We start from the raw sequence: 20,869 nt of genomic DNA on the forward strand, positions 1-20,869 counted from the left end.
ACGTAGGACCCGCTTGGGCCTCAGGTCCGGTGCGCGGGCGGAGTCACGCGTGTGAGGCTGAGCCCATGACCGAATTCAGTGAGGCCGAGTGCGCGTATCTCAGGTCCCAGCGCCTCGGGCGACTCGCGACAGTGGACCCGAAGGGCCAGCCGCAGGCGAACCCGGTCGGCTTCTTCCCGCAGGAGGACGGGACGATTCTGGTCGGCGGATTCGCGCTGGGCAGGACGAAGAAGTGGCGGAACCTGAAGGAGAACCCGAAGGTCGCCCTGGTCGTGGACGACATCGTCAGCCTGAAGCCGTGGACCGTGCGCGGGGTAGACATCCGCGGGGAGGCCGAGCTCCTCACCGGATCGCACGGTCTGGGGCCGCACTTCAGTGAGGAGGTCATCCGCATCCACCCGAAGAAGATCCACAGCTGGGGGCTGGACGATTCCTGAGCCGCCTCGGCCGAACCGGCAGGCCCTGAGTGGCGGTCCGGACAGCAGGCCCGGACACAGCTCAGGCGGTGAGCGCCGGCATCGCCCCTTCGAGGGTGAGCAGTCGCTGCTTGCGCTCGAGGCCGCCCGCGTACCCGGTCAGCGATCCGCCTGCGCCGATCACCCGGTGGCACGGGCGGACGACGAGCAACGGATTGGCCCCGACCGCGCCGCCCACCGCCCGTACGGCGGCGCGCGAGGCGCCGATCCGGGCGGCGAGCTCTCCGTAGGTGGTGGTCGCCCCGTACGGGAGGGAATCGAGCGCGTCCCAGACCCGCTCCCGGAACGTCGTGCCCTCCGTCCTGAACTCCAGCCGGAACTCCCTGAGCTCACCGGCGAAATAGGCGGCGAGCTGTTCTTCCGCGGCCCGGAAGACACCGGGTGACCGGACCCAGCCGGGCTGGACCGAGCGTCCGCCCTTCTGCCCCGGGACGGAGAGGGACGCGAGGCCCGATTCGTCACCGGTCAGCAGCAGTTCACCGATCGGGCTGTCGAGGGTGGTGTAGAGCGTCGGTGCGGTCATCGGTACTTCGACTCCAGGTCTCGTTCTGCCCGGTGGTGTTGGAGGGCGTAGGAGCGCCACGGCCGCCAGGCGGCGTCGTCCGGCCGGCCGGGCGGTGCCACGTCGGGGTCACCCAGGGCGCGCATCCGGATGCGGGCGACCGTGCCCGCGGTGAGGCCGGGCAGGGCGCTCAGTGCCTGTTCGGCTTCGTCACGGTCCGCACCGGGACCCAGTCTTACGGTCCCGTCGGCGAGGGCGGTGGCAAGCGCCCGCAGCACGGGATCCGGGTGCCCGGCGAGGGCGCCGGGCTCGGGGAAGAGGTGGGTGAGCCGGTCACAGGGCGCGTCCAGGGCTTTGCCGTACTCCTCGACGAGCAGCGCCGCGGCCTCCTGGCCGACCAGTTCCCGGACCGCCGCTTCGTCGGGATCGGCGGCGCCGGGCAAGCGGAGCCCCGGGCGCGCGGCGACGAGCGGGGCGAGGCGCGGATCGGCGCCGAGGCGCTCGTCCACGGCATACGGATCGGCATCGAGATCGAACAACCGGCGCAACCGCTGGACGGCGGTGGTGAGGTCGCGCAGATCGCCGAGAAAGAGCCGCGCTTCCAGCCAACCGCTGCGCACCCCACCGCGAGGCCCGGAGGACGGATCGGGCTCGCCGGATGAGCCTTCGCGGAGGGCGGCGGCCGGCAGCGCCTCGTCGACGGCGACGATTCCCGTGCCGTACGGCAGCCGCAGCGTACGCCGGTAGGTGCGGCGGCCTCGGGCGCCGCACACGTCCTCCACACGCGGGACCGACTCACGCGCGAGGACATCGAACATCTCCCGCGCGGCGTAGGGTCCGCGGTACGCGAGCCGCAGCGGGATGCCCGCGGCTGGGCGGGCAGCTGCGGCCGGGCGGGCGGACTCGGCCCGGAGCTCGCTCGGTGTGCGGGCGTAGATCTGGCGGATCGTGTCGTTGAACTGGCGGACGCTGGCGAAGCCCGCCGCGAATGCGATCTCCGTGACCGGGAGCCCGGTGGTCTGGAGCAGCACGCGCGCGGTGTGCGCGCGCTGGGCGCGGGCCAGCGCGACGGGCCCCGCGCCGAGCTCCGCGGTGAGCTGGCGCTGCACCTGCCGGGCGCTGTAGCCGAGGCGTTCCGCGAGGCCGGGGACGCCCTCGCGGTCCACCACCCCGTCGCCGATCATGCGCATCGCGCGGCCGACCATGTCGGCGCGGACGTTCCATTCGGCGGAGCCGGGCACGGCGTCCGGCCGGCACCGCCGGCAGGCGCGGAAGCCGTGCCCCTGCGCAGCGGCCGCAGTCGGGTAGAAGCGGACATTCCGCCGCTTCGGAGTGACGGCGGGGCAGCTCGGGCGGCAGTAGATACCGGTCGTCGCGACGGCGAAGAAGAACTCTCCGTCGAAGCGCGCGTCGCGGCTGCTCACCGCCTCGTACCTGGTCTCTTCGTCCATCACGCGATCCAGTGTGCGGCACGGGACCACGTCCGGCTCGCGGGATTCGGACATGGCGCTGGGGGCCGGAACACTCCGGCCCCCCGACCGCGCGCCGGCTCACTCCGCCGCACCGCGCCGTACGGTTACGGCTTGCGGAGCCTGCCGCGCTTGGCCTCCATGTTGGCCCGGCCCTCCGCGTGCTTCAGCTTCCAGTCACGCCGGATCTCGCCGCGCAGCCTTGCGTCGGTCTTGGCGACGATGCGCTGGTTCTCGCGCATCAGCTTCCGGTAGCTCTCCAGCCGCCGTTCCGGCAGCGCGCCCTCCTCGATCGCGCCGAGCACCGCGCAGCCCGGCTCCGCCTCGTGCGCGCAGTCGTGGAAGCGGCAGCCCTCGGCGAGCTCCTGGATCTCGGAGAACACCTGGCCGACCCCCGTCTCGGCGTCCCACAGCCCCACCCCGCGCAGCCCGGGGGTGTCGATCAGGACTCCCCCGGCGGGCAGTACCAGCAGGTTGCGGGTCGTAGTGGTGTGACGGCCCTTGCCGTCGACGTCACGGATGGCCTGCACCTCCATCACGTCGTCGCCGAGCAGTGCGTTGGCAAGGGTGGACTTGCCGGCGCCGGACACTCCGAGCAGCACGCTCGTGCCACCCGCGACGACGGCGGAGAGTACGTCGATGCCCTCGCCCGTCGCGGAACTGACGGGCAGCACCTGCACGCCGGGAGCGGTGGTCTCCACGTCCTCGACGAGGTACGAGAGCCCGGTCGCGTCCGGAACCAGGTCGGCCTTGGTGAGCACCACAAGCGGCTGCGCTCCGCTCTCCCAGGCCAGGGCAAGGAATCGCTCGATCCGGCCGAGGTCGAGCTCGACGGCGAGCGAGACGGCGATGATCGCGTGGTCCACGTTGGCCGCGAGGATCTGCCCCTCGGACCGGCTCGAGGACGTGGAGCGTACGAAAGCGGTACGCCTCGGCAGCAGCGCCCGGACGAACTGGGGGTCGCCGCCGGAGTCGACGGCGGCCCAGTCGCCGGTGCAGATGACGCGCATGGGGTCGTGGGGCGTGACGAACGCGGTGTCGGCACGGACGGTTCCCGCGGTGGTGACGACATCGGCCTGGCCGCGGTCGACACGGACTACTCGACCGGGCAGGAGGCCCTGTGCCGCGTAGGGCGCGAAGTCCGCCTCGAGGCTGTCGTCCCAGCCGTAGGCGGTCAGCGGGCGTGCGGCAGCGGCGTGCCACATGGCGTTGGGCGGAGCGTCGAACGAAGTGTTGAACGAGGAAGACGAGGAAGACAAGGGAGACCCTTCGAAGGGTGGCCCTGGCTGCTCGCGTGGTGCGAGGAGTTGTGGAGTGTCAGCCGGTGGCCACGGAAGTGGGGACGACGATCTTCTGAGTGCGGGCAGCGCCCACCGCGGCGACAGTCATCAATGTCCTCACCTCCTGTTTCCTCAGCGAACCGGCACACCCGGGGCACGGCAGATGGCCGCGGCCCGGAACGAGCAGAACCATAACCCCGCGCCAGGGCGCGGCACCAGCGTTTTAGGGAGAGCCGCCGCCGTATCCTCGCCGGCGCGAACCGCATGGGAGCGGCCGCATATTCTGCCGGGGTGACCACCGAAACAGCGCTGCATCCGGAGGAGTTGTCACCCCTCGGCCACGCCGGGCCGCCGGCCCTTCCGGCGCCCGGCGGCGCGCCGCGCCTGTGGGCCGTGCGGGTGCCGGGAAACGGTTCAGCCCTGGCAGCCAACGCCCCGTCCGTACTGGACGACTCCGAGCTGCGGCGGGCGGCGGCCTTTCGGAGGGACTCCGACCGGGACATCTACGTGGCGGTCCACGTGGGCCTGCGCCTGCTGCTCGGAAGCGGTCTCGGGATGAATCCGGCCGAGGTGCCGTTCATCCGCGAGGACTGTCCGCTGTGCGGCGGGCCGCACGGGCGCCCCGCGGTCCGGGGCACGCCGCTGCACTTCTCAATCACACACACCCACGGTCTGGGCCTGCTGGCCTTCGCGGCCACGCCTGTCGGCGTCGACGCGGAGACCGTCCCGGCCGCCGTGGACGCCGACGAGGCAGGGCTTCTGCTGCACCCCCGGGAGGCCGACGAGCTGGCCGCGCTGCGCGCGGAGAGGAGGCCGGCTGCGTTCGCCCGGACCTGGGCCCGCAAGGAGGCCTATCTCAAGGGTCTGGGTACGGGGCTGGCCCGGTCGTCGTCCGCGGACTACGTCGGTACGGGCCGGGCCCCGGCCGCCGGCCCGGGCAACTGGCTGATCAGCGATGTGGCGGTGGGAGACGGCCACGCGGCCGCCGCCGCCGTGCTGACGGGCGGCCGCCGCACGACCGATTCGTACAAGACCGGCGGCCCGCGGCCCGCATAGGTTTGCCGGTATGACTCCACGACTCGATGTGGTCGGCCTGGTCGTCTCCGACATGGCCGCCTCCCTCGCCTTCTACCGACGGCTCGGCCTCGCGGTTCCGGCCGGCGCCGATACCGGCCCCCATGTCGAGGCGACGCTGCCCGGCGGGCTGCGGATCGCCTGGGACACCGAGGAGGTCATCCGCTCGTTCGACCCCGGCTGGAGCAGGCCGGAGGGCGGCGACCGGATCGGGCTCGCCTTCGCCTGCGAGAGTCCGGCCGAGGTCGACGCCACGTTCGACTCCCTCGTCGAGGCCGGTTACGAGGGCCATCTGAAGCCCTGGGACGCCTTCTGGGGGCAGCGCTACGCGGTGGTGCTCGACCCGGACGGCTGCGGGGTCTCTCTGTTCGCCGCCGCCACGTAGTCGCCCAGCGTGGTGCCCGCCAGCTCGCGCAGCTCCCGGGCGAGGTGCGGCTGATCGGCGCAGCCCGCGGCAAGCGCCACCTCGCTGTACGGCATCCCGGTCCGCGCCAGCGCCAGCGCGCGCTGCAGGCGCAGGACGCGGGCCAGCGTCTTGGGCCCGTAGCCGAAGGCGGCCAGCGAACGGCGGTGCAGCTGGCGCGCCCCGAGGCCCACGCTGCGTGCGGTGACGGCGACACTGTGTCCGGCGTCCAGTGCGTCGACGACGGCGCGCAGCGCAGGATCGGGCGGGTCCGCGTCGGCCGCCCGCCGCAGGGCCACGGCCTCCAGTGCCGCGGCGGGCTCCTCGGCTTCGTCGAGCAGCTCGGTGAGCCGGCGCGTCTCGGCGCCGGGCCACAGGTCGGCCAGGGCCACACGCCGGTCGCGCAGCTCGTACGCCGGTACGCCCAGAAGGGCGGGGCCGGTCCCGGGCGGGAAACGGACGCCTGCCCAGCTGGTGCCGGGGACTTCGCCCGCCTGGTGGGCGCGGGTGTCCGGCCCGGCGACGAGCAGCCGCCCCGAGGTCCACAGCAGGTCCATGCAGCCGTCGGGCAGCACGGGGTACAGGACGCCCGCGCCCTGCGCGGTGCGCGTCCACACGACGGCCCCGGGGACGCGCGAAGACCACTCCTCGTACACGCGACCGAGGCTAGTCGCGGTGGGGCGCGTTGCGCTCCTTGCGGAGGCGGGAGGAGACGTCGTCCGGCGGCAGGAACTTCGACCAGCGCTCCGGGAACTCGGACGGCATGTCCGCGTCGGCGCCGTCCTCGTCGTCCTCCCCGGCCGCGAGGCGGGCCGCCTCCGCGCGGGCCAGCAGTTCGGCGGCCTGGGCGGCCCGGAAACGCTCGTTCGCGGCGCGGGCGGCGGCGGTGGCGACCGAGGGCCAGACCCGGTCGATCGCGGCGTTGACGGCGGCGCCGACCAGGACGGCGAAGGCCGAGATGCCGATCCACAGGAGCACCGCGACGGGTGCGGCGAGCGAACCGTAGATCGTCGGGCCCTCCACCGTGTTGGTCAGGTAGATGCGCAGCAGGAAGCTGCCCAGCACCCACATGGCGAGAGCGACCAGGGCGCCCGGCACATCCTCGATCCACGGCGACCGCACCGGTACCGACACGTGGTACAGCGTGGTGAGGAACGCGATGGACAGCAGGGTCACGGTGGGCCAGTACAGGACGCTGACCAGCTCGGTGCCCCAGGGGACGAGGTTCACCACGGCGTCCGGGCCGACGACCATCAGCGGCAGCACCACCGCGCCGATCACCAGCGCGACGATGTACAGCAGGAAGGCGAGCAGCCGGGTCTTGACGATGCCGCGGTGGCCGTCCAGCCCGTACATCACCGTGATGGTGTCGATGAAGACGTTCACCGCCCGGGAGCCGGACCAGAGCGCGAAAGCGAAGCCGAGGGAGATCAGATCGGGGCGGCCGCGCTGGGTGACGTCGTCCAGCAGGGGCTTGGCGATCTCGTTGACGCCGCGGTCGGAGAGGACCGTGCCGACGGCGTTGAGGATGTTCTGCTCGATGCTGGCGACGGTGGAGGTGTTGGTCCAGCCGTCGACGTATCCGAGCAGTCCGATCAGACCGAGGAAGAGCGGCGGCAGCGAGAGCAGGGTGAAGAACGCCGCCTCGGCCGCCAGGCCGAGAATCCGGTACTCGATGCAGGAGTCGACGGTGTCCTTCAGCAGCAGCCAGGCCATTCGGCGCTTGGAGACGTTGCGATAGAGGGCTCGGGCCCGGTGGAGCCGGCCCGTCGGCCGCTCGGGTGTTTCATTTGCTGGCTGCACCTCCTTACCGTATCGGCATGGCAGCCACGACCCACACCGTCACCAACCAGGCTCCGCCCCTGGTGGGATACGACGTCTACGGCGCGGACCGGGCCCTCGGCGAGGCCGTGGAACGACATCTTCCAGCTGAACTGCTGGACACCGTACGCGCGGAGCTCGGTGAGCTCGGCCGGTCGGCGGGCTCCGCGCAGGTTCAGGAATGGGGCGTACTGGCCAACGAGAATCCGCCTCGGCTGCGTACCCACGACCGGTACGGCAACCGGATCGACGAGGTCGAGTTCCATCCGTCCTGGCACCGGCTGCTCGGGCACGCCGTGTCCTCGGGCCTCACCGACGCCTGGGGACGGCCGTCCGGACACCTGCGCCGCGCGGCGGGGTTCTTGGTGTGGACGCAGGCCGAGGCGGGCCACGGATGCCCGCTGTCGATGACACACGCCGCGGTACCCGCTCTGCGTGCCGATCCCGGGCTGGCGGCGGAGTGGGAGCCGAGGCTGACCTCTCACGTGTACGACGAGGAGCTGCGCCCGGCGGCCGGGAAGCCAGGGGTGCTCTTCGGGATGGGCATGACGGAGAAGCAGGGCGGCAGCGACGTCCGGGCCAACACGACGCGCGCCGAGCCGCTGAGCGCCGACGGCGAGTACCTGCTCACCGGTCACAAGTGGTTCTGTTCCGCCCCGATGTGTGACGGCTTCCTGGTGCTGGCGCAGGCCGCCGGTGGCCTGACCTGCTTCCTGGTACCGCGGGTGCTGCCCGACGGGACCCGCAACGTGTTCGCCATCCAGCGCCTGAAGGACAAGCTCGGCAACCGGTCGAACGCGTCGAGCGAGGTGGAGTTCGACGGCACGTGGGCCCGCCGGGTCGGCGAGGAGGGCCGCGGGGTGCGCACCATCATCGAGATGGTGGCGGCGACCCGGCTGGACTGTGTGATCGGCTCGGCCGCCCTGATGCGGCACTCAGTGGCCCAGGCGGTGCACCACGCGGCGTACCGGAGCGCGTTCGGCGGGAAGCTGATCGAGAAGCCGCTGATGCGCAACGTGCTGGCCGATCTGGCGCTGGAGTCGGAGGCGGCGACGACGCTCGCGCTGCGGCTCGCGGCCGCCTACGACAGTGACAGCGAGCAGGACCGGGCCTTTCTGCGGCTGGCCGTGCCCGCGGCCAAGTACTGGGTGACCAAACGGTGTACGCCGGTCGCGGCGGAGGCGCTGGAGTGCCTCGGCGGCAACGGCTACGTCGAGGAGTCCGGGATGCCCAGGTTGCTGCGCGAGTCCCCGCTGAACTCGATCTGGGAGGGCTCGGGGAACGTACAGGCGCTGGACGTGCTGCGTGCCCTCTGGGGGTCCCCCCACGCCGCAGGGCGTAGGGGGAGCGAGCCGCAGGCGCTGAACGCCTTCCTGCAGGAGGTCGGGCAGGCCCGTGGCGCCGACCACCGGCTGGACGCCGCGATCAAGGACCTGCTGACCGAACTCGCCGATCTGGAGGGCATCGAGGCCAGGGCCAGGCGGCTGGTCGAACGGATGGCGCTGGTGCTCCAGGGCTCGATGCTGGTGCGCTGGGCACCGTCCGAGGTCGCGGACGCGTTCTGCGGCTCGCGGCTGGGCGGGGACTGGGGGACGGCGTTCGGGACTCTGCCACACACGCTGGACCTGGCCTCGGTCGTCGACCGGGCCCGGGTGGAGATCTGACGCGCTGCGGAGTAGGGGCTGCGACAGGGCGGCGGTGACCGGGGTGGTGCTGCGCCGACACGGCACCACCCCCGCCTCACCGCCCCGTATGAGGAGCCGTAACGCCGTTCGAACGGCGTTACGCCACCTTCGGGCAATTGGCCGCTCTTTGGCGAGAGTTGCAAACAGTTGCAACCGTTGTGCGCCGAAACAGCCGTCGGAGCCCTGCCGTGAGCGGGAGGATGAAGACCGGCTGATTCGGGGAGGATCCGGTGACGAACACATCTCTCGACCTGAACAGGCTCGCCGCCGTGGACGCCCGCCGGGCGGCGAAGCTGCTCAAGGGTGTACGAGCTGCCGCTCTCGCCGGAAAGCAGCCGCCCGCCGCCCCTCGTCCGGAGATCGGCGAATCGTGGCGGCGGATGCTGAACAGCGGTGTCGACCCCGACCGCGGCTCCCGTGCCCATCTGCTCACCGTCGAGGAGACCGAGCGGCGGCGGCAGTCCTCGCCGCTGCGCGACATCCTGCCGGTACTGCGCGAGGGGCTGCTGCCCGCTGTCGACGAGACCCTGCACATCATGGTGGTGTCGGACGCCGAGGGGCGGCTGCTGTGGCGCGAGGGCCACTCCTCGATACTCAGGAAGGCGGACCGGCTCGGCTTCGAGGTGGGCGCCGACTGGGACGAGGACCTGGTCGGCACCAACGGGGTCGGCACGACCCTGGTGGCGAGACGCCCGGTGCAGGTCTTCTCGGCCGAGCACTTCGTCAGCACCCATCACGACTGGACCTGCGCGGGGGCCCCCGTCCACGACCCGCGGGACGGGCGGCTGCTCGGAGTCATCGATGTGAGCGGTCCGCTCGTCACCATGCACCCGGCCACGCTGACCTGGGTCGCCTCGGTGGCGCGGCTGGCCGAGAGCGAGCTGCGGAACCGGCATCTGATGTCCCTGGAGCGGCTGCGGACCGTGGCGGCGCCGGTGCTGTGCCGACTGTCCGGCCGGGCGCTCGCCGTCGACCCGCACGGCTGGCCGACCGCGGTCACCGGCATGCTGCCGCCGGACCGGCTGCCCCTGCCCAAGTCGTTCGGGCCCGGCCGCGTGTGGCTGCCCGCGCTCGGGGACTGCACGGTGGAGCCGCTGCCCGGGGGCTGGCTGATCCGGATCGAGGACGCCCGGCCGGCGGGCGCGGTCAGCAGGCTCGTGCTGGACGTGAGCCGGCCGCGGCGGTGGTCGGCCACCGTCTCGGGCGCGGCGGGGAGCTGGAGCCAGGAGCTGAGCCCGCGCCATGCGGAGCTGCTTTTCCTGCTGGCCATGAGCCGGGCGGGGCGTTCGGCGGCCGAGCTGGCCGGGGACATCTTCGGGGACCCGACGCGGACCGTGACCGTGCGCGCCGAGCTGTCCCGGATGCGCCGGACCCTGGCGGGCGTGCTGGCCCACCGTCCGTACCGCTTCACCGAGGATGTGCGGGTCGAGGTGATTCAGCCGGACCACCCGGCCAACCTGCTGCCCCACTCGACGGCTCCGGCAGTGATACGGGCCCGCACGGCGGGGCTCCCCCCGGCAGCGGCATGAGCGTGCACCGTGCCGGCCACTTTTTGGAGAGGAGCACGGCGCGTGGTTCGCTGGCCTCCATGAGCATCACTGTGACCACCTGGTCCCTGGAGCAGACCTCGCCCGCGGATCTCCGGCCGGCCGCCGAGCCCGGCGCGGACATCACGATCGTCCGGGCCGAGGTGCCCTCCCCCGAGTTCAGCCGCTTCCTCTACACCGCGGTCGGCGGCGACATCCGCTGGACCGACCGGCTGGGCATGCGCCACCAGGAGTGGCTCGAGGCGCTGGCGAAGCCCGGGACCGAGACCTGGGTGGCGTACGACCGGGGCACGCCGGCCGGGTACGTCGAGCTGGAGGCGCAGGACGAGGGCTCCGTCGAGATCGTGTACTTCGGGCTGATCCCGGCGTTCCGGGGTCGCCGGATCGGTGGTCATCTGCTGTCGTACGGGACTGCCCGCGCCTGGGACCTCGCGGAGCGCTGGCCGGCTCTGGCGCCGACGAAGCGGGTGTGGCTGCACACGTGCAGCAAGGACGGCCCGCATGCCATGGACAACTACCTGCGCCGCGGGTTCCGGCTGTTCGAGACCAGAACCGCTGAGGAGCCGGATGTCGCGACACCGGGACCCTGGCCCGGCGCCTGACGCGTGACCGGGTGACCGGGTGACCGGCCGGGTGACCCACAACACACCGTCCCATATCCTGGGACGGTGATGTCCACATTATGGATAACGGTGGACTGCCCCGAGACCCCCGTGACACGCTTCCGTCATGTCTACAGCTGGAATTGCCTTGGTGAGTCGGCGGCACGTCGACCTCGGCCGCATGTCCAGCGCCATCTGTCCGGCCTGCTGAGAGAACCAGCACCGCCGCACACATCGCCGTCCCCGCCGTCGCGGACGAGCCGATCCCCTGAAGCACAAGACAGCTCTGCCCACCGGCCGGAGCGCTTCGCCATGCTCAACCTGGCAGCATTTCCGCAGGTGAGAACTGTTCAGGGGTAACGTCGTCGCCGATCCGCCCTCCTTGAGCCGCCACAGAAGGACCTATCACCATGGCCGCCACCCCCGACCAGTCGACTGCTGCCACCTCCCGCCGCAAGGCCGGACGCCACCGTGGCGAAGGCCAGTGGGCCGTAGGCCACTTCACGCCCCTCAACGGCAACGAGCAGTTCAAGAAGGACGACGACGGTCTCAACGTGCGGACACGCATTGAGACGATCTACTCCAAGGCGGGTTTCGACTCGATCGACCCCAACGACCTGCGCGGGCGTATGCGCTGGTGGGGCCTGTACACCCAGCGCAAGCCCGGGATCGACGGCGGCAAGACCGCGATCCTGGAGCCGGAGGAGCTGGACGACGAGTTCTTCATGCTCCGGGTCCGGATCGACGGCGGCCGGCTGACCACCGAGCAGCTCCGGGTCATCGGCGAGGTCTCCCAGGAGTTCGCGCGCGGGACCGCCGACATCACCGACCGGCAGAACGTCCAGTACCACTGGATCCGGATCGAGGACGTCCCGGAGATCTGGAACCGGCTGGAGGCCGTGGGGCTCTCCACGACCGAGGCGTGCGGTGACACCCCGCGCGTCGTCCTCGGCTCGCCCGTCGCGGGGATCGCCGAGGACGAGATCATCGACGGCACCCCGGCCATCGACGAGATCTCCCGCCGGATCATCGGCAACAAGGACTTCTCCAACCTGCCGCGCAAGTTCAAGTCGGCGATCTCCGGATCGCCGCTGCTGGACGTGGCACACGAGATCAATGACATCGCCTTCGTCGGCGTGAACCACCCGGAGCACGGACCTGGCTTCGACCTCTGGGTCGGCGGCGGTCTGTCCACCAACCCCAAGATCGGTGTCCGGCTCGGCGCCTGGGTGCCGCTCGACGAGGTGCCCGAGGTCTACACCGGGGTCATCTCGATCTTCCGCGACTACGGCTACCGCCGGCTGCGCACCCGCGCCCGCCTGAAGTTCCTGGTCGCCGACTGGGGAGCGGAGAAGTTCCGCCGGATCCTCGAGGACGAGTACCTGGGTGGCCGCAAGCTGGTCGACGGCCCCGCGCCCGAGCAGCCCGTACAGCAGTGGCGCGACCACGTCGGTGTGCACCGGCAGCAGGACGGCCGTTTCTACGTCGGATTCGCGCCGCGCGTCGGCCGGGTGGACGGCACCCTCCTCACGAAGATCGCCGAGCTGGCCGAGGACCACGGCTCGGGCCGGCTGCGCACCACCGTCGAGCAGAAGATGATCGTGCTCGATGTCGAGGAGTCGAAGGTCGCCTCGCTGGTCGAGGGTCTGGAGGCACTCGACCTGCGGGTCAGCCCGTCCCCCTTCCGGCGCGGCACGATGGCCTGCACCGGTATCGAGTTCTGCAAGCTGGCGATCGTCGAGACCAAGGCGCGCGGCGCCTCGCTGATCGACGAGCTCGAGCGCCGCATGCCGGAGTTCGACCAGCCGATCACCATCAACATCAACGGCTGCCCGAACGCCTGCGCCCGTATCCAGGTCGCCGACATCGGTCTCAAGGGCCAGCTGGTCCTGGACGACAACGGCAACCAGGTCGAGGGCTTCCAGGTCCACCTCGGCGGCGCACTGGGCCTCGAGGCCGGCTTCGGCCGCAAGGTCCGCGGGCTGAAGGTCACCTCGGCCGAGCTGCCCGACTACGTCGAGCGGGTCCTCGGGCGCTTCCAGAAGGAGCGCGAGGAGGGCGAGCGCTTCGCCACCTGGGCGGCGCGGGCGAGCGAAGAGGCTCTGTCGTGAGCGCCGGCGAGCGGCAGCGAAAGGCGGGGTCATGAGCGAGCGGGCCGCCCCCTTCTACTGCCCGTACTGCGGCGACGAGGACCTGCGTCCGAACGAACAGGGCCACGGCGCGTGGGAATGCGCGGCGTGCAATCGAGCCTTCCAGCTGAAGTTCCTCGGGCTGCTGACCCGTGGACTTCAGCGCAAGGACGACGGAGGGGACGAGATATGACGACGGTTCAGACCCGGCGCGACCTCAAGGCTCTCGCCGAGCAGGCGGGCCGTGACCTCGAGGACGCCTCTGCGCTCGACATCCTCAAGTGGGCCGCCGACACGTTCGGCAAGGGCTTCTGCGTCACCTCCTCCATGGAGGACGCGGTGGTCGCCCACCTCGCCTCCCGTGCCTTCCCGGGCGTGGACGTGGTGTTCCTGGACACCGGCTACCACTTCCCCGAAACCATCGGTACGCGCGACGCGGTCGAGGCCGTGATGGACGTCAACGTCATCACGCTCACCCCGCGGCAGACCGTTGCCGAGCAGGACGCGGAGTACGGCCCGAAGCTGCACGACCGCGACCCCGACCTGTGCTGCGCGCTGCGCAAGGTCAAACCCCTCGAAGAGGGCCTGACCGCGTACCGGGCCTGGGCGACCGGCCTGCGCCGCGACGAGTCCCCGACCCGGGCGAACACCCCGGTGGTCGGCTGGGACGACAAGCGGCAGAAGGTCAAGGTCTCGCCGATCGCCCGCTGGACGCAGGACGACGTGGACGCGTACGTCGCGGAGCACGGCGTCCTCACCAACCCGCTGCTGATGGACGGTTACGCCTCGGTGGGCTGCGCGCCCTGCACCCGGCGCGTGCCGGAGGGCGAGGACGCCCGCTCCGGCCGCTGGGCGGGGCGGAACAAGACCGAATGCGGGTTGCACGGATGACGAACGACTCTGATCAGGAGAAGCAGTTGACTGGCGCCACGGTGTGGCTCACGGGTCTGCCCAGCGCGGGCAAGACCACCATCGCGTACGAGCTGGCGGACCGGCTGCGCGCGGAGGGCCACCGCGTCGAGGTGCTCGACGGGGACGAGATCCGCGAGTTCATCTCGGCGGGCCTCGGCTTCACCCGTGAGGACCGGCACATCAATGTCCAGCGGATCGGCTTCGTCGCCGAACTGCTGGCCAGCAACGGCGTGAAGGCGCTGGTCCCGGTCATCGCCCCGTACGCGGACAGCCGTGAGGCCGTCCGCAAGCGCCACCAGAGCGAAGGCACCACCTACCTGGAGGTGCATGTGGCCACGCCGGTCGAGGTGTGCTCCGAGCGCGATGTGAAGGGCCTGTACGCCAAGCAGGCGGCCGGCGAGATCTCCGGGCTGACCGGGGTCGACGACCCCTACGAGGCCCCGGAGGCGCCGGACCTGCGTATCGCCTCGCACCAGCAGACCGTCCAGGAGTCCGCAGCCGCGCTGCACGCGCTGCTCACCGAGAGGGGTCTGGCATGACGACCGTCGCCACCGTTACCGAGGGCACGGACGCGCCGTACGCGCTCAGCCACCTGGACTCCCTCGAGTCCGAGGCGGTGCACATCTTCCGCGAGGTGGCGGGGGAGTTCGAGCGGCCGGTGATCCTGTTCTCCGGCGGCAAGGACTCCATCGTCATGCTGCACCTGGCGCTCAAGGCGTTCGCGCCCGCGCCGGTGCCGTTCACGCTCCTGCACGTCGACACCGGGCACAATTTCCCCGAGGTCCTCGAGTACCGCGACCGCACGGTGGCCAAGCACGGGCTGCGCCTGCACGTCGCCTCCGTTCAGGAGTACATCGACGCGGGCAAGCTCCGCGAGCGTCCCGACGGCACCCGCAACCCACTGCAGACCGTCCCGCTGACCGAGGCGATCCAGCAGCACCGGTTCGACGCCGTCTTCGGCGGCGGCCGCCGCGACGAGGAGAAGGCCCGCGCGAAGGAGCGGGTGTTCTCCCTGCGCGACGAGTTCTCGCAGTGGGACCCGCGGCGCCAGCGCCCGGAGCTGTGGCAGCTCTACAACGGCCGCCACGCGCCCGGCGAGCACGTCCGGGTGTTTCCGCTGTCCAACTGGACCGAGCTGGACGTCTGGCAGTACATCGACCGCGAGGGGATCGAGCTCCCGGAGATCTACTTCGCCCACGAGCGCGAGGTCTTCAAGCGCAGCGGCATGTGGCTGACCGCCGGTGAGTGGGGCGGCCCCAAGGAGGGCGAGACCGTCGAATCCCGGCTGGTCCGCTACCGCACCGTCGGCGACATGTCCTGCACCGGTGCCGTCGACTCGGACGCCACGACGCTCGACGCCGTGATCGCCGAGATCGCCGCCTCCCGCCTGACCGAGCGGGGCGCGACCCGCGCCGACGACAAGATGTCCGAGGCCGCGATGGAAGACCGCAAGCGCGAGGGGTACTTCTAAATGACCAGCACCACTGAGCAGTTGTCGGTCACGACCCTGCTGCGGTTCGCCACCGCGGGGTCCGTCGACGACGGCAAGTCCACCCTCGTCGGACGGCTTCTGCACGACTCCAAGTCGGTTCTGACCGACCAGCTGGAGGCTGTCGAGCACGCCTCCCGCAGCCGTGGCCAGGAGGCCCCGGACCTGGCGCTGCTCACCGACGGCCTGCGGGCCGAACGGGAGCAGGGCATCACCATCGATGTCGCGTACCGCTACTTCGCCACCGCGCGGCGGCGCTTCATCCTGGCGGACACCCCCGGGCATGTGCAGTACACCCGCAACATGGTCACCGGCGCCTCGACCGCCGAGCTGGCCGTCGTGCTGGTCGACGCCCGTAACGGCGTGGTGGAGCAGACGCGGCGGCACGCCGCGGTCGCCGCCCTGCTGCGGGTCCCGCACGTCGTGCTGGCCGTCAACAAAATGGACCTGGTCGACTACGCGGAGCCCGTCTTCGCCGCCATCGCCGAGGAGTTCACCGCGTACGCCGCCTCGCTGGGCGTCCCGGACATCACCGCGATCCCGATCTCCGCGCTGGCCGGCGACAACGTCGTGGAGCCGTCCGCGCACATGGACTGGTACGGCGGTCCGACGGTGCTGGAGCACCTGGAGACGGTGCCGGTCAGCCATGACCTGACCGGCTGCCCGGCCCGCTTCCCGGTGCAGTACGTGATCCGTCCGCAGAGCGCCGAGCACCCCGACTACCGCGGCTACGCGGGGCAGATCGCCTCGGGCGTACTGCGGGTCGGCGAGGCCGTGACCGTACTGCCGTCGGGCCGTACGAGCACCATCGTGGGTATCGACGCGCTCGGCGAGAGCGTCGACATCGCCTGGGCACCGCAGTCGGTGACCGTCCGGCTCGCCGACGACATCGACATCTCGCGCGGCGACCTGATCGCGCCCAGCGCGAGCGTTCCGCCGGCCACGCAGGACGTCGAGGCGACGGTCTGCCATGTCGCGGACCAGCCGCTCACCGTCGGCCAGCGGGTGCTGCTCAAGCACACCACCCGGACGGTCAAGGCGATCGTGAAGGACATCCCGTCCCGGCTGACGCTCGACGACCTGTCGCAGCACCCGGCCCCGGGCCGGCTTGCGGCCAACGACATCGGCCGGGTCCTCGTCCGCACGGCCGAGCCGCTCGCGCTCGACGCGTACGCCGACTCCCGCCGTACCGGGTCGTTCCTGCTCATCGACCCCGCGGACGGTACGACGCTGGCGGCCGGCATGGCCGGCCGCTCGTTCGCCGCCGAGGCCGAGGCCGAACCCGTACAGGACGACGAAGGGTGGGACTTCTAGCCATGGCACACGACTTCTTCTCCACCTTCGCCAAGGAAGGCGGCCGCGTGGGCAGCGGTCTCCTCGGCAGCGGCCAGGGAGGGGTGGGGCGATGTGCGTGCTGACGTACGCGCACTGCCTGCGCGCCCTCACCCCCCACGCGCCGTACTCGTACCGACGAAGACCTGCCGACTTCCCGGCCGCGTCCCGGACCACCCGTAGGACGTAAGAACCGGGCCTCCGAGAGGAAACCCTCCCGTGCCTGCCACCCGTACCTCCCTGCGCCGCGGTGCCGTCGCCGCCGCTGCCCTGCCGCTGCTGATCGGCGCACTCGCCTCCTGCGGCTACGGCTCCGAAGCGAAGAACGACGACACGAAGGCCAATGTGGCCGCCGGTGGAAAGAAGCTCTCCGCCGACACCGTGAAGGTCGGCTACTTCCCGAACCTCACGCACGCCACCGCTCTGGTCGGCATCCAGGAAGGCCTGATCGCGAAGGAGCTGGGCGGCACCAAGCTCGCCACGCAGACCTTCAACGCCGGCCCGTCCGAGATCGAGGCCCTCAGCGGGGGCAGCATCGACATCGGCTTCATCGGCCCCTCGCCCTCCATCAACGGCTACGTCAAGTCCAAGGGCCAGAACCTGCGGATCATCTCCGGCTCCGCGTCGGGCGGCGTGAAGCTCGTCGTCAACCCGGCAAAGATCAAGACGCTGGACGACCTCAAGGGCAAGAAGATCGCCACCCCCCAGAAGGGGAACACCCAGGACGTCGCGTTCCTCAACTGGATCTCCGAGAAGGGCTGGAAGGTCGACGCGGAGAGCGGCAAGGGCGATGTCTCCGTGGTCCGTACGGAGAACAAGGTCACCCCTGACGCCTACAAGTCGGGCTCCGTCGACGGAGCGTGGGTACCGGAGCCGACCGCGTCCAAGCTCGTCTCCGAGGGCGGCAAGGTGCTGCTGGACGAGTCCACGCTGTGGCCGGACAAGAAGTTCGTGATCACGAACATCATCGTGTCGCAGTCGTTCCTCAAGGAGCACCCGGACGTCGTCGAGGCGTTCCTGCGGGGCACGGTGAAGACCAACGAGTGGATCAACGCCAACCCGGACAAGGCGAAGGCCTCGGCCAACGCCGCCCTCAAGGAGGAGACCGGCAAGGAACTGGCCGCCAAGGTCATCGACCCGGCATGGCCGAGCATCCAGATCACCAATGACCCGCTGGCCGCCACGCTGGACGCGCAGGCGCAGCACGCGGTCAAGGCGGGTCTGCTGGAGAAGCCCGACCTGGCCGGCGTCTACGACCTGACGCTCCTGAACAAGGTGCTCAAGGCCGCCGGTCAGCCCGAGGTCGCCGACGCCGGTCTCGGCGTCAAGTAGCAAACCCCCGCATCCGGATTCCCAGGAGGTGACGACCATGGCCATCACGATCGCCAAGGCTGCCGAGGGCGACACCGCGGTGTCGCACGCCGCCCGTATCGAGCATGTCTCGAAGTCCTTCGCCGGTCCCGCCGGTCAGCAGCTCGTGCTGGACGACATCACCCTCGATGTCGCGCCGGGCGAGTTCGTCACCCTCCTGGGGGCCTCCGGATGTGGAAAGTCCACGCTGCTCAACCTGGTCGCTGGGCTGGACAGGCCGACCGCAGGGTCGATCGAGACCCCTGGCGGCCGGCCGGCCCTGATGTTCCAGGAGCACGCCCTCTTCCCATGGCTCACCGCGGGCAAGAACATCGAACTCGCGCTGCGCCTGCGCGGCGTACCGAAGTCGGAGCGCCGGCCGGAGGCGGAACGGCTGCTGGAGCTGGTACGGCTCGGCGGCGCGTACCGCAAGCGCGTGCACGAACTGTCGGGCGGTATGCGCCAGCGCGTCGCGCTGGCCCGCGCGCTCGCTCAGGACAGCGAACTGCTGCTGATGGACGAGCCGTTCGCCGCGCTCGACGCCATCACCCGGGACGTACTGCACGACGAGCTCACCCGTATCTGGCGCGAGACCAGCGTTTCGGTCCTCTTCGTCACGCACAACGTCCGTGAGGCCGTCCGGCTCGCCGAGCGAGTGGTGCTGCTGTCCTCCCGGCCCGGCCGGGTGGCGCACGAGTGGACCGTGGACATCCCGCAGCCGCGCCGCATCGAGGATGCCGCCGTCGCGGAGCTGTCCCTCGAGATCACCGAACAACTGCGTGGGGAGATCCGCCGCCATGGCCAGCACTGAAGTCCGCGACGACGTCGCCAAGGCCGCCTCGAAGGCCGACGACCTGGCGGGCCTCGAAGCCGGCCTCGACGCACTGGACGCCGTGCAGGTCCGCCGCACGCCCGTGCGCCAGGTCCTGGTGCAGAAGGTGCTGCCGCCGGTGGTGGCCGTCGCCCTGGTGCTCATCGTCTGGCAGGTGCTCGTCTGGGCCAAGGTCACGGACGACTACAAGCTGCCGCCGCCGGGCGCGGTGTGGGACAGCGTCTCCGCCATGTGGATGCAGGGCACACTGCTCGAGGTCGTGTGGACCAGTGTCTCGCGCGGTCTGCTCGGCTTCCTGCTCGCGCTCGCCATCGGCACCCCGCTCGGGCTGCTGGTCGCCCGGGTCCGGTTCGTCCGCGCGGCGATCGGCCCGATCCTCTCCGGTCTGCAGTCGCTGCCCTCGGTCGCCTGGGTGCCGCCGGCGGTGATCTGGCTCGGCCTCAATGACTCGATGATGTACACGGTGATCCTGCTGGGCGCCGTCCCGTCGATCGCCAACGGCCTGGTCTCGGGCGTGGACCAGGTGCCTCCGCTCTTCCTGCGGGCGGGGCGCACCATGGGCGCCACCGGTCTGCGCGGCACCTGGCACGTGGTCATGCCCGCCGCGCTCCCCGGCTATCTGGCGGGCCTGAAGCAGGGCTGGGCGTTCTCCTGGCGTTCGCTGATGGCCGCCGAGATCATCGCCTCCTCGCCCGAGCTGGGCCTCGGGCTCGGACAGTTGCTGGAGAACGGCCGCAACAACTTCGACATGCCCGGCGTGTTCCTGGCCATCCTCCTCATCCTGATCGTCGGCATCGCGATCGACCTGCTGATCTTCAGCCCGCTGGAGCGCGCGGTGCTGCGCGGTCGCGGCCTGCTCACGAAGAGCTGACCGCCATGCACCGCCCGGCCCTCCCGTCGCCCGCCACCTCCCTCGCGGGGAGGCGTTGTGCGCCCGCCCTCCTGGTCGTCGCCCATGGCAGTCGCGACCCGCGGCACGCCGCGGCCGTTCATGCGCTCACCCGGCGGGTGCGGTCGCTGCGGCCGGGGCTGCGCGTGGAGACCGGCTTCCTGGACTTCAACGCCCCGAGCGTGCCCCGGGTGCTGGAGCGGCTGGCTTCGGAGGGGGTACGAGAGGTGGTCGCCCTGCCTCTCCTCCTCACCCGCGCCTTCCACGCCAAGGCCGACATCCCGGCCGTCCTGCACGAGGCGTCGGCCCGGCTGCCTCAACTGCGGATCAGGCAGGCGGAGGTGCTCGGCCCTTCGCCGCTGCTGCTGACCGCACTGCAGCAGCGGCTGTACGAGTCCGGCGTGGCGCCCGGCGACAAGCGCTCGACGGGGCTCGTCCTGGCCTCGGCGGGCTCCACAGACCCGGAGGCGATCGCAGTGATCGCTGAAATCGCGCGGGAGCTGCGGCACACCGGTTGGTGCGCCGTGCGGCCTGCGTTCGCCTCCGCTGCCCTTCCCCGCACCGATGACGCCGTACGGGCGCTGCGCGCGGAGGGTGTCCGCCGGGTGGCCGTGGCTCCGTACGTCATCGCGCCCGGATTCCTCCCCGACCGCATCGCGCGGGGGGCCCGGGAGGCGGGTGCGGACGTACTGGCGGACGTACTCGGTCCAGCTCCGGAACTGGCGCGGCTGCTGGTGGAGCGCTACGAGCAGGCGCGGGTGCCGGCGCGGGCCGTCCGGGTGCTCGCCGGCTGAGTTGGGGGCTGGCCGCGCGCGGTGCAGCAGGGCGCGCAGCACAGCATCGGTCAGCGCATCGGTCACGACGTACGTGGCGGCCGTACGCGGCCGTCCCAGTCCCGCGACCTGAACTTCATGGCGACGGGCGAGGGCGAGGCGAGGTGCTGTCCTTCCTGGTGACTCCTCCCCGCCCTGAAGGACGGGGCTTCTCGCTATGCCGGGTTGGCGTCGCGACGGACCAGCCCGGCCCGTAGAACGTTGAGAGCGCCCACCGTGTCAGCGTGCGCGTGGTGGCCGCACG

22 protein-coding genes are annotated in these 20,869 nt (G+C 71.3%); 17 read left to right on the forward strand and 5 right to left on the reverse strand.

The window, feature by feature from the left end; translation table 11 throughout:
- Positions 1 to 65 precede the first annotated feature (65 nt).
- Positions 66 to 437 carry a PPOX class F420-dependent oxidoreductase gene (locus tag AB0M62_RS28435; protein ID WP_366077151.1) on the forward strand — a complete coding sequence of 124 codons (372 nt, stop codon included), beginning with the start codon at positions 66 to 68 and terminating at the stop codon, positions 435 to 437.
- Between the two features lie 61 nt (positions 438 to 498).
- Here the strand turns inward: AB0M62_RS28435 and AB0M62_RS28440 are convergent, their stop codons facing one another.
- From AB0M62_RS28440 to rsgA, 3 genes are all read right to left on the reverse strand, one after another.
- Positions 499 to 999 carry a methylated-DNA--[protein]-cysteine S-methyltransferase gene (locus AB0M62_RS28440; protein WP_366077152.1) on the reverse strand — a complete coding sequence of 167 codons (501 nt, stop codon included), beginning with the start codon at positions 997 to 999 and terminating at the stop codon, positions 499 to 501.
- Positions 996 to 2,429 (reverse strand): AlkA N-terminal domain-containing protein, encoded by a 1,434-nt coding sequence (locus AB0M62_RS28445; RefSeq protein WP_366077173.1) that lies wholly within the window; start codon positions 2,427 to 2,429, stop codon positions 996 to 998. The genes AB0M62_RS28440 and AB0M62_RS28445 overlap by 4 nt, the downstream gene beginning before the upstream one ends.
- 125 nt (positions 2,430 to 2,554) lie before the next feature.
- Complete coding sequence (gene rsgA / locus AB0M62_RS28450) at positions 2,555 to 3,652, reverse strand: ribosome small subunit-dependent GTPase A (RefSeq protein ID WP_366077174.1); 1,098 nt, start codon at positions 3,650 to 3,652, stop codon at positions 2,555 to 2,557.
- Positions 3,653 to 4,018: 366 nt separating this feature from the next.
- On the opposite strand from rsgA, the gene AB0M62_RS28455 reads away from it, so the two are divergent.
- Positions 4,019 to 4,783, forward strand: a complete 765-nt coding sequence (locus AB0M62_RS28455) for a 4'-phosphopantetheinyl transferase superfamily protein (RefSeq protein ID WP_366077153.1) — start codon at positions 4,019 to 4,021, stop codon at positions 4,781 to 4,783.
- Positions 4,784 to 4,793: 10 nt separating this feature from the next.
- A complete protein-coding gene (locus AB0M62_RS28460; RefSeq protein WP_366077154.1) occupies positions 4,794 to 5,186 on the forward strand; it encodes a VOC family protein in 393 nt (130 codons plus the stop codon).
- Here the strand turns inward: AB0M62_RS28460 and AB0M62_RS28465 are convergent.
- Both AB0M62_RS28465 and AB0M62_RS28470 read right to left on the reverse strand, forming a co-directional pair.
- Complete coding sequence (locus tag AB0M62_RS28465; RefSeq protein WP_366077155.1) at positions 5,126 to 5,860, reverse strand: helix-turn-helix domain-containing protein; 735 nt, start codon at positions 5,858 to 5,860, stop codon at positions 5,126 to 5,128. The genes AB0M62_RS28460 and AB0M62_RS28465 overlap by 61 nt on opposite strands.
- A gap of 10 nt (positions 5,861 to 5,870) precedes the next feature.
- Entirely contained in the window at positions 5,871 to 7,007 is a 1,137-nt protein-coding gene (locus AB0M62_RS28470; RefSeq protein WP_366077156.1) for a YihY/virulence factor BrkB family protein, read from the reverse strand.
- 17 nt (positions 7,008 to 7,024) lie between these two features.
- On the opposite strand from AB0M62_RS28470, the gene AB0M62_RS28475 reads away from it, so the two are divergent.
- The 14 genes from AB0M62_RS28475 (at position 7,025) to AB0M62_RS28540 (ending at position 20,586) form a co-directional block, all read left to right on the forward strand.
- Positions 7,025 to 8,689, forward strand: a complete 1,665-nt coding sequence (locus AB0M62_RS28475) for an acyl-CoA dehydrogenase family protein (RefSeq protein WP_366077157.1) — start codon at positions 7,025 to 7,027, stop codon at positions 8,687 to 8,689.
- Between the two features lie 251 nt (positions 8,690 to 8,940).
- The gene (locus AB0M62_RS28480; protein ID WP_366077158.1) at positions 8,941 to 10,239 is read left to right on the forward strand and encodes a GAF domain-containing protein; all 1,299 of its coding nucleotides are present in this window, start codon (positions 8,941 to 8,943) and stop codon (positions 10,237 to 10,239) included.
- Positions 10,240 to 10,298: 59 nt separating this feature from the next.
- Positions 10,299 to 10,859 (forward strand): GNAT family N-acetyltransferase, encoded by a 561-nt coding sequence (locus AB0M62_RS28485; RefSeq protein ID WP_366077159.1) that lies wholly within the window; start codon positions 10,299 to 10,301, stop codon positions 10,857 to 10,859.
- Positions 10,860 to 10,986: 127 nt separating this feature from the next.
- A complete protein-coding gene (locus tag AB0M62_RS28490; protein WP_366077175.1) occupies positions 10,987 to 11,070 on the forward strand; it encodes a putative leader peptide in 84 nt (27 codons plus the stop codon).
- A 199-nt stretch (positions 11,071 to 11,269) separates the two neighbouring features.
- Positions 11,270 to 12,970, forward strand: coding sequence for a nitrite/sulfite reductase (locus AB0M62_RS28495; RefSeq protein WP_366077160.1), 1,701 nt, complete (start codon positions 11,270 to 11,272; stop codon positions 12,968 to 12,970).
- A 31-nt stretch (positions 12,971 to 13,001) separates the two neighbouring features.
- The gene (locus AB0M62_RS28500) at positions 13,002 to 13,181 is read left to right on the forward strand and encodes a hypothetical protein (RefSeq protein ID WP_366077162.1); all 180 of its coding nucleotides are present in this window, start codon (positions 13,002 to 13,004) and stop codon (positions 13,179 to 13,181) included.
- Positions 13,178 to 13,879, forward strand: coding sequence for a phosphoadenylyl-sulfate reductase (locus AB0M62_RS28505; protein ID WP_366077163.1), 702 nt, complete (start codon positions 13,178 to 13,180; stop codon positions 13,877 to 13,879). The genes AB0M62_RS28500 and AB0M62_RS28505 overlap by 4 nt, the downstream gene beginning before the upstream one ends.
- The gene (gene cysC, locus AB0M62_RS28510; protein WP_366077164.1) at positions 13,876 to 14,439 is read left to right on the forward strand and encodes an adenylyl-sulfate kinase; all 564 of its coding nucleotides are present in this window, start codon (positions 13,876 to 13,878) and stop codon (positions 14,437 to 14,439) included. Before AB0M62_RS28505 ends, cysC begins: the two co-directional genes overlap by 4 nt.
- Positions 14,436 to 15,371 carry a sulfate adenylyltransferase subunit CysD gene (gene cysD / locus AB0M62_RS28515; RefSeq protein WP_366077166.1) on the forward strand — a complete coding sequence of 312 codons (936 nt, stop codon included), beginning with the start codon at positions 14,436 to 14,438 and terminating at the stop codon, positions 15,369 to 15,371. Before cysC ends, cysD begins: the two co-directional genes overlap by 4 nt.
- Positions 15,372 to 16,703 (forward strand): GTP-binding protein, encoded by a 1,332-nt coding sequence (locus tag AB0M62_RS28520; RefSeq protein ID WP_366077167.1) that lies wholly within the window; start codon positions 15,372 to 15,374, stop codon positions 16,701 to 16,703.
- A gap of 237 nt (positions 16,704 to 16,940) precedes the next feature.
- Complete coding sequence (locus tag AB0M62_RS28525; RefSeq protein ID WP_366077168.1) at positions 16,941 to 18,053, forward strand: aliphatic sulfonate ABC transporter substrate-binding protein; 1,113 nt, start codon at positions 16,941 to 16,943, stop codon at positions 18,051 to 18,053.
- 37 nt (positions 18,054 to 18,090) lie between these two features.
- Positions 18,091 to 18,882 (forward strand): ABC transporter ATP-binding protein, encoded by a 792-nt coding sequence (locus AB0M62_RS28530; protein ID WP_366077169.1) that lies wholly within the window; start codon positions 18,091 to 18,093, stop codon positions 18,880 to 18,882.
- Complete coding sequence (locus AB0M62_RS28535; protein WP_366077170.1) at positions 18,869 to 19,774, forward strand: ABC transporter permease; 906 nt, start codon at positions 18,869 to 18,871, stop codon at positions 19,772 to 19,774. Before AB0M62_RS28530 ends, AB0M62_RS28535 begins: the two co-directional genes overlap by 14 nt.
- A 5-nt stretch (positions 19,775 to 19,779) precedes the next feature.
- Positions 19,780 to 20,586 (forward strand): sirohydrochlorin chelatase, encoded by an 807-nt coding sequence (locus AB0M62_RS28540; RefSeq protein WP_366077171.1) that lies wholly within the window; start codon positions 19,780 to 19,782, stop codon positions 20,584 to 20,586.
- Positions 20,587 to 20,869: the final 283 nt, after the last annotated feature.

The sequence above is a fragment of the Streptomyces sp. NPDC051219 genome (assembly GCF_040682335.1).
In the GTDB taxonomy this organism is placed as follows: Bacteria; Actinomycetota; Actinomycetes; order Streptomycetales; family Streptomycetaceae; genus Streptomyces.

Coding starts and splice junctions, on each gene's coding strand:
- AB0M62_RS28435 (WP_366077151.1), top strand. CDS start 66: ATGACCGAATTCAGTGAGGCCGAGTGCGCGTATCTCAGGTCCCAGCGC.
- AB0M62_RS28440 (WP_366077152.1), bottom strand. CDS start 999: ATGACCGCACCGACGCTCTACACCACCCTCGACAGCCCGATCGGTGAA.
- AB0M62_RS28445 (WP_366077173.1), bottom strand. CDS start 2,429: ATGGACGAAGAGACCAGGTACGAGGCGGTGAGCAGCCGCGACGCGCGC.
- rsgA (WP_366077174.1), bottom strand. CDS start 3,652: ATGTGGCACGCCGCTGCCGCACGCCCGCTGACCGCCTACGGCTGGGAC.
- AB0M62_RS28460 (WP_366077154.1), top strand. CDS start 4,794: ATGACTCCACGACTCGATGTGGTCGGCCTGGTCGTCTCCGACATGGCC.
- AB0M62_RS28475 (WP_366077157.1), top strand. CDS start 7,025: ATGGCAGCCACGACCCACACCGTCACCAACCAGGCTCCGCCCCTGGTG.
- AB0M62_RS28485 (WP_366077159.1), top strand. CDS start 10,299: ATGAGCATCACTGTGACCACCTGGTCCCTGGAGCAGACCTCGCCCGCG.
- AB0M62_RS28490 (WP_366077175.1), top strand. CDS start 10,987: ATGTCTACAGCTGGAATTGCCTTGGTGAGTCGGCGGCACGTCGACCTC.
- AB0M62_RS28495 (WP_366077160.1), top strand. CDS start 11,270: ATGGCCGCCACCCCCGACCAGTCGACTGCTGCCACCTCCCGCCGCAAG.
- AB0M62_RS28500 (WP_366077162.1), top strand. CDS start 13,002: ATGAGCGAGCGGGCCGCCCCCTTCTACTGCCCGTACTGCGGCGACGAG.
- AB0M62_RS28505 (WP_366077163.1), top strand. CDS start 13,178: ATGACGACGGTTCAGACCCGGCGCGACCTCAAGGCTCTCGCCGAGCAG.
- cysC (WP_366077164.1), top strand. CDS start 13,876: ATGACGAACGACTCTGATCAGGAGAAGCAGTTGACTGGCGCCACGGTG.
- cysD (WP_366077166.1), top strand. CDS start 14,436: ATGACGACCGTCGCCACCGTTACCGAGGGCACGGACGCGCCGTACGCG.
- AB0M62_RS28520 (WP_366077167.1), top strand. CDS start 15,372: ATGACCAGCACCACTGAGCAGTTGTCGGTCACGACCCTGCTGCGGTTC.
- AB0M62_RS28530 (WP_366077169.1), top strand. CDS start 18,091: ATGGCCATCACGATCGCCAAGGCTGCCGAGGGCGACACCGCGGTGTCG.
- AB0M62_RS28535 (WP_366077170.1), top strand. CDS start 18,869: ATGGCCAGCACTGAAGTCCGCGACGACGTCGCCAAGGCCGCCTCGAAG.
- AB0M62_RS28540 (WP_366077171.1), top strand. CDS start 19,780: ATGCACCGCCCGGCCCTCCCGTCGCCCGCCACCTCCCTCGCGGGGAGG.